The organism is Lactococcus sp. UBA7128 (assembly GCF_002492185.1).
Classification (GTDB): Bacteria; Bacillota; Bacilli; order Lactobacillales; family Streptococcaceae; genus Lactococcus; species Lactococcus muris.
In genome coordinates this window covers 896-6,614 of the sequence record NZ_DKXK01000078.1, presented here as the reverse complement: position 1 = coordinate 6,614, position 5,719 = coordinate 896, and the positions used below count along the sequence as shown (strand labels likewise).

Below are 5,719 nucleotides of genomic sequence, written 5' to 3'. Positions count from 1 at the left end.
TGACTTGTCAGACTTCCTGACAGCCGTACAGAACGGTTCTATCGATAACAACTGGGGGAACCCGGGACCAAATGACAATGTCCAACCTAACCAAATCAACTTTAGCATCATGGCACCGGGGACCATCTTTACTATGGCCGGGGAGCAGTACCGTTATTTGGAGAATCAAGGGGGTGGGAATCATTTGATTATCCGGAATTATACGACTACATCTAATAATAGTGTTACTTTTACTAATCAGGAAACAGCCTTGAATCTTTGGTATGAAGGGCTTGAATCAACAGTTAAAGCTATGGTTCGACCAGTAGCAGATAGTTTTGAGACGGGAGTTGTTAATCAACATGAACTTAGTTGGACAGGTTCATTATGGGTACCGACCAACCTAGACGATTTTCCAGAAGTTGAAGCAGATGTGACACGGGTTGTTTCAAGTGGAACTCCACGTGCTTTCTCTCTCTCTTTGGCAGACGTGGTACACTTATCAGGTCCAGGTCGTGCTTTTCCTAATCATGAGGGGCGCATGGTTCCAGATGGGGCTGCCGCATGGTGGCTTCGTACTCCTGCAGGAGTAGAGGGGGGAACAGAACGTGCTTGGCGTGTGACTCATAGATATGATGATAATAATCTTGGGCAGTTGCGCAGCGGTTGGAGAACAACCAGTTGGTTGAACATTAGACCCGCTCTCATCATCAATCAATAAAAATTAAAGCAGTTCCTGAAACAAAAACCACTCCATATACGGCGGTCAGATGTGCTGTATGTTGAGTGATTTTTTACTTTAATTTTATTTTTTTAAAATGCGTTTCAGTAAAGAAACAACTAAGAAAAGGAAAACAAAGATTAAGGTAATAGCTGAACTCGCAGGGGCATTAAAATAATAAGAAATAACTAAGCCGCTGTTCATCCCGATAAAACCAATAATAACGGACCAAACCAGTACAGTTTTAAAGGATTTTCCAATAAGCATAGAGATACTTGCCGGCAAGACCATAATGGCAGAAACCAATAACGCGCCAGAAGCAGGAATCATCAATGCAATAGCCAGACCAGTGACAACATTGAAAACTATGGATATTAGACGAACAGGAAGCCCATCTACCAAAGCAGTATCTTCATCGAAAGTCATCACGTAAAGTGGACGTAAGAAAAAGATAAAGCCAGCCAAAACGATAAGCGCAATGACATAGAGCATAATCACCTGTGGTGTAGTAATGGTGACAATTGACCCAAAAAGATACTGATCGATACTGATGCTGGTCTTACTTCCAGCAACATTGATGATAAACATAGCCAGAGCAAGACCTGCAGACATCAGAATAGCGGTCGCTAACTCAAGGTAGTTTTTATAAACAGTACGAAGAAATTCCATAAAAATAGCAGCAATGATAACCACAACTAAAGTTGTCCATGTTCGATTTAAACTCAATAATATACCAAAAGCAACACCTGCGAGAGAAACGTGAGAAAGCGTGTCAGAAAGCAAGGACTGGCGGCGAAGTACCAAAAACACACCAAGGAGAGGGGCAAAAAGTGCAATGGCTGTTGTGGCTAGAAAAGCATTGCGCATAAAGTCATAGGAGAGGATTTCAAGCATTAGGAACTCCTCCTTTTGTATTTTTTGTGCGAGCATTTCCATGAAGTTCAAAACACTCGAACTTACCATTTTTATCTCTGGCTAGATGGATGTTGCGATCCATATATTTCTTGACAGAGTCGGGGTCGTGAGTGACCATAAGCACACTTTTCCCATGTTCGTGCGCAGCATGGGCCATCAGTTCATAAAAGGCATCTGTAGTTACGTCGTCCATCCCAACAGTTGGTTCATCGAGGACAAAAACATCGGGGTCTGAAGCAAAGGTACGTGCAATAATAATACGCTGTTTTTGTCCACCAGAGAGCTCGCCGATTTTTTTATGACGGAATTTCCACATCCCAACAGCCTTAAGGGCGGCCTCCACATGTTCTTCGTCGTGGGCATTAAGCTTGCGAAACCAACCCTTGCGTGGGTAACGTCCAGAGCGTACAAACTCATGAACTGTTGAGGGGAAACCAGCATTAAAACTCGAAATCTGCTGAGGGACATAAGCAATTCTTAGTCGTCTGTTTTGCTTGTCATGCCGTGCAATAACCACTTTACCAGACTTGGGCTTCAAAATTCCTAGTGTAATCTTGATTAGAGTTGACTTAGCAGCACCATTTTCTCCTGTTAAAGTGACAAATTCTCCAGCTTTAACTGAGTAACTCACATCCTCTAATACCGGATTGTTATCATAATAAAAGCTTACATTCTGAACATCAATATAAGGCATAATTTTAATTACTTCCTAAACTACTTAAATTTTTCAGCCAGCCGATTGAGGAAATCTTTAATGACTTCTTGCTCATCAGTTGTATATTTTTGAATAAGCTGATGATAACTATCAAGGGTTGCTGCATGATGAGCTGCATGTTCTTGCGCAATAGGCAGTGCTTTTTCCGTCAAGTTCCATAAAACAACCCGGTCGTCAGTCTTGCTCTTCGTAGGAAAAATGAGTGCCATGTCTTGCAATTTTTTAAGAGCTTTTGTGATAGCAGCAGGGGAAACTGAAAGTGTTTCAGCCATTCGTGCATTTGTAGTTGGCTCCTCACTGAGAAGCATGAGGAGATGCTCCTGGGTTGACGTTAATTTGACATCACTCTGACATTTCCCAAGAAGAATTTCGTGTTTGTTTTCGGCAAACTGCATGACTTGAGACAAGAAATGATCGATTTGATTTTCTAAATGAGTAGACATAATATTCCTCCCTTCATTCATTGGTCAATAATAACACGCATTTCGTTGAATGTCAACCGGTTAATGTTATGGGAGAAGCTATAAAAACAAAGGAAAAAAACGAATAAGGGGCTTGTCATTTGTAATGTGGTATGCTATAATATATCAGTCCGACTTTTGAGATACATTTGTATCTTTCGGGGATTTTTAAGGAGGTACTTTTGCTTGGCAAAAGATGATGTTATCGAAATTGAAGGTAAAGTAGTAGATACTATGCCGAATGCGATGTTCACTGTTGAACTTGAAAATGGTCATAAAGTTTTGGCGACGATTTCTGGAAAGATTCGTAAGAATTATATCCGTATCTTGCCTGGCGACCGCGTGCAAGTGGAGATGTCACCATATGATTTGACACGTGGACGCATTACCTACCGTTTTAAATAACCTGGACATTCGTTGGGTGCGAAAGCACAGTAACCTATAGAAAGGAAGACACAATGAAAGTAAGACCATCAGTTAAACCAATCTGCGAATACTGTAAAGTAATTCGTCGTAACGGTCGTGTTATGGTAATTTGCCCTGTAAATCCAAAACATAAACAACGTCAGGGATAGAAAGGAACTATTAAATTATGGCTCGTTTTGCTGGAGTTGATATTCCAAACGAAAAACGTATCGTTATCTCATTGACATACGTTTACGGTGTTGGACTTCAAACTGCTAAAAAAGTGCTTGCTGCTGCAGGTGTTTCAGAAGATGTACGTACGAAAGATCTTACATCTGATCAAGAAGATGCGATTCGTCGTGAACTTGACGGCTTGAAACTCGAAGGTGATCTTCGTCGTGAAGTAAACCTCAACATCAAACGCTTGATGGAAATTGGTAGCTACCGTGGTATGCGTCACCGTCGTGGACTCCCTACACGTGGACAAAACACAAAAAACAACGCACGTACTCGTAAGGGACCTGCTAAAGCTATCGCTGGTAAGAAAAAATAATCTAGAAAGGAGTTAAAATGGCAAAAATTACTCGTAAACGTCGTGTGAAAAAGAATATTGAAACTGGTATCGCCCACATTCAATCAACTTTTAACAACACTATCATTATGATTACTGACGTTCATGGTAACGCTCTTGCTTGGTCATCTGCAGGTTCACTTGGTTTCAAAGGTTCTAAAAAATCTACACCATTCGCTGCACAAATGGCATCTGAAGCTGCTGCTAAAGCTGCTCAAGAACAAGGGTTGAAAACAGTATCTGTTACAGTTAAAGGTCCAGGTTCAGGTCGTGAATCTGCAATCCGTGCACTCGCTGCTGCTGGTCTTAACGTAACTTCTATTAGTGATGTGACTCCTGTACCTCACAATGGTGCACGTCCTCCAAAACGTCGTCGTGTATAATCGCTAGTGAGTTGCAAAATCACTTTACTTTTCTTTTAGAGGAGACTATACATGATTGAGTTTGAAAAACCAAAAATTATTAAATTTGACGAAACAGAATTTTACGGCAAGTTTGTAGTAGAACCACTTGAACGTGGTTATGGTACAACTTTGGGTAATTCTTTGCGTCGCGTTCTTTTGTCTTCATTGCCTGGGTCTGCTGTGACTTCAATTCAAATTGAAGGAGTTCAACACGAATTTGCAACTATCCCTGGTGTCCGCGAAGATGTGGTCCAAATCATCCTTGCTATCAAAGGACTTGCGATCAAATCTTACGTTGAAAATGAAAAACAAATTGAGCTTGACGTTACTGGACCTATGACAGTAACTGCAGGTGACATTTTAACAGATAGTGATATCGAAATTGTCAATAAAGACCATTATCTTTTTTCTATCGCAGAAGGTCACTCTATGCGTGCTGTGATGACAGTAAACAAAGGTTACGGATATGTTCCTGCTGACGAGAACAAAGTCGAAGGGGCACCTATCGGTACAATTGCTGTGGACTCAATTTACACACCAGTTAGCAAAGTTAACTATCAAGTAGAACCAGCTCGTGTAGGTGGTGATGCATCTTACGATAAGTTGACTTTGGAAATCACTACAAACGGCACAATCGTTGCTGATGATGCTTTGTCTCTCTCTGCGAAGATTTTGACAGATCACTTGAATCTGTTTGTTGACTTGTCAGAAGCAGCTTCAGAATCTGAAACTCTCGTAGCTAAAGAAGAAGTTAAGACAGAACGTGTTCTCGATAAAATTATCGAAGAAATGGACTTCTCAGTTCGTGCCTATAATGGTTTGAAACGTGCTGGAATCAATACCGTAGCTGATATTGTGGAAATGAGTGAAGCTGACATGATTAAAGTCAAAAACCTCGGTCACAAATCAGTAGAAGAAGTCAAAGTAAAATTGACTGACTTGGGCTTGGAGCTCAAAAAACGAAAATAATACAGGAGGAAAAAAATGGGTTACCGTAAACTTGGACGCACATCTTCGCAACGTAAAGCTATGCTTCGTGATTTGACAACTGATCTTATCATCAACGAAACAATCGTTACGACTGAAGCTCGTGCTAAAGAAATCCGTAAAACAGTTGAAAAGATGATTACTCTTGGTAAACGTGGTGACTTGCACGCTCGTCGTCAAGCAGCAGCTTACGTTCGTAACGAAATCGCTATTAAAGATTTCAACGAAGAAACTGAAACTTTCCCAACTGCACTTCAAAAATTGTTCGACGATATTGCTAAACGCTACGAAGGCCGTAACGGTGGTTACACTCGTATCTTGAAAGTTGAACCACGTCGTGGTGATGCTGCCCCTATGGCAATCATTGAACTTGTTTAAGAAGGTTCGGATTAAATAATATATAAGATTACTTATTGAGTGTTATGATGATGGCGCTGTGTTTGAGTTAACGTTTAAACGTTGAGTAGCATTGCTTAGTCTAGCTCTGTCTACCGAGACATTTGTTTCGGTAGTTCACTCAATATGTTTTTTTTTTTTTTTTTGCTTTTTTTTTTTTTTTTT

General features: G+C 40.7%; 9 protein-coding genes and 1 pseudogene. 7 read left to right on the top strand and 3 right to left on the bottom strand.

The window, feature by feature from the left end:
• A pseudogene (locus B4H39_RS08520) lies at window positions 1–700 on the top strand (hypothetical protein); the annotation flags it as partial.
• 84 nt (window positions 701–784) lie between these two features.
• Here B4H39_RS08520 and B4H39_RS08515 read toward each other — a convergent pair.
• Genes B4H39_RS08515 through B4H39_RS08505 form a run of 3 tightly spaced genes read right to left on the bottom strand, consistent with a single transcriptional unit; the run spans window position 785 to window position 2,773 of the window.
• Window positions 785–1,594 (bottom strand): metal ABC transporter permease, encoded by an 810-nt coding sequence (locus tag B4H39_RS08515; RefSeq protein WP_251423751.1) that lies wholly within the window; start codon window positions 1,592–1,594, stop codon window positions 785–787.
• The gene (locus B4H39_RS08510; protein ID WP_202231322.1) at window positions 1,587–2,309 is read right to left on the bottom strand and encodes a metal ABC transporter ATP-binding protein; all 723 of its coding nucleotides are present in this window, start codon (window positions 2,307–2,309) and stop codon (window positions 1,587–1,589) included. Before B4H39_RS08510 ends, B4H39_RS08515 begins: the two co-directional genes overlap by 8 nt.
• A gap of 20 nt (window positions 2,310–2,329) precedes the next feature.
• Window positions 2,330–2,773 carry a zinc-dependent MarR family transcriptional regulator gene (locus B4H39_RS08505; protein ID WP_251423754.1) on the bottom strand — a complete coding sequence of 148 codons (444 nt, stop codon included), beginning with the start codon at window positions 2,771–2,773 and terminating at the stop codon, window positions 2,330–2,332.
• A 204-nt stretch (window positions 2,774–2,977) separates the two neighbouring features.
• On the opposite strand from B4H39_RS08505, the gene infA reads away from it, so the two are divergent.
• The 6 genes from infA to rplQ are packed head-to-tail and all read left to right on the top strand — an operon-like array spanning window position 2,978 to window position 5,536.
• On the top strand, window positions 2,978–3,196 hold the full coding sequence (gene infA / locus B4H39_RS08500; RefSeq protein WP_003133772.1) for a translation initiation factor IF-1: 219 nt from the start codon (window positions 2,978–2,980) through the stop codon (window positions 3,194–3,196).
• 53 nt (window positions 3,197–3,249) lie between these two features.
• Window positions 3,250–3,366 carry a 50S ribosomal protein L36 gene (gene rpmJ, locus B4H39_RS08495; RefSeq protein WP_014024193.1) on the top strand — a complete coding sequence of 39 codons (117 nt, stop codon included), beginning with the start codon at window positions 3,250–3,252 and terminating at the stop codon, window positions 3,364–3,366.
• A 17-nt stretch (window positions 3,367–3,383) separates the two neighbouring features.
• Window positions 3,384–3,749, top strand: a complete 366-nt coding sequence (gene rpsM, locus B4H39_RS08490) for a 30S ribosomal protein S13 (protein ID WP_003133773.1) — start codon at window positions 3,384–3,386, stop codon at window positions 3,747–3,749.
• Between the two features lie 17 nt (window positions 3,750–3,766).
• Window positions 3,767–4,150, top strand: a complete 384-nt coding sequence (gene rpsK, locus B4H39_RS08485) for a 30S ribosomal protein S11 (protein WP_003133774.1) — start codon at window positions 3,767–3,769, stop codon at window positions 4,148–4,150.
• Window positions 4,151–4,201: 51 nt separating this feature from the next.
• A complete protein-coding gene (locus B4H39_RS08480; RefSeq protein ID WP_202231320.1) occupies window positions 4,202–5,140 on the top strand; it encodes a DNA-directed RNA polymerase subunit alpha in 939 nt (312 codons plus the stop codon).
• 15 nt (window positions 5,141–5,155) lie between these two features.
• Window positions 5,156–5,536, top strand: coding sequence for a 50S ribosomal protein L17 (gene rplQ, locus B4H39_RS08475; RefSeq protein WP_003133776.1), 381 nt, complete (start codon window positions 5,156–5,158; stop codon window positions 5,534–5,536).
• Window positions 5,537–5,719: the final 183 nt, after the last annotated feature.

Coding starts and splice junctions, on each gene's coding strand:
- rpmJ (WP_014024193.1), top strand. CDS start 3,250: ATGAAAGTAAGACCATCAGTTAAACCAATCTGCGAATACTGTAAAGTA.
- B4H39_RS08480 (WP_202231320.1), top strand. CDS start 4,202: ATGATTGAGTTTGAAAAACCAAAAATTATTAAATTTGACGAAACAGAA.
- B4H39_RS08515 (WP_251423751.1), bottom strand. CDS start 1,594: ATGCTTGAAATCCTCTCCTATGACTTTATGCGCAATGCTTTTCTAGCC.
- B4H39_RS08510 (WP_202231322.1), bottom strand. CDS start 2,309: ATGCCTTATATTGATGTTCAGAATGTAAGCTTTTATTATGATAACAAT.
- B4H39_RS08505 (WP_251423754.1), bottom strand. CDS start 2,773: ATGTCTACTCATTTAGAAAATCAAATCGATCATTTCTTGTCTCAAGTC.
- rpsK (WP_003133774.1), top strand. CDS start 3,767: ATGGCAAAAATTACTCGTAAACGTCGTGTGAAAAAGAATATTGAAACT.
- rplQ (WP_003133776.1), top strand. CDS start 5,156: ATGGGTTACCGTAAACTTGGACGCACATCTTCGCAACGTAAAGCTATG.
- rpsM (WP_003133773.1), top strand. CDS start 3,384: ATGGCTCGTTTTGCTGGAGTTGATATTCCAAACGAAAAACGTATCGTT.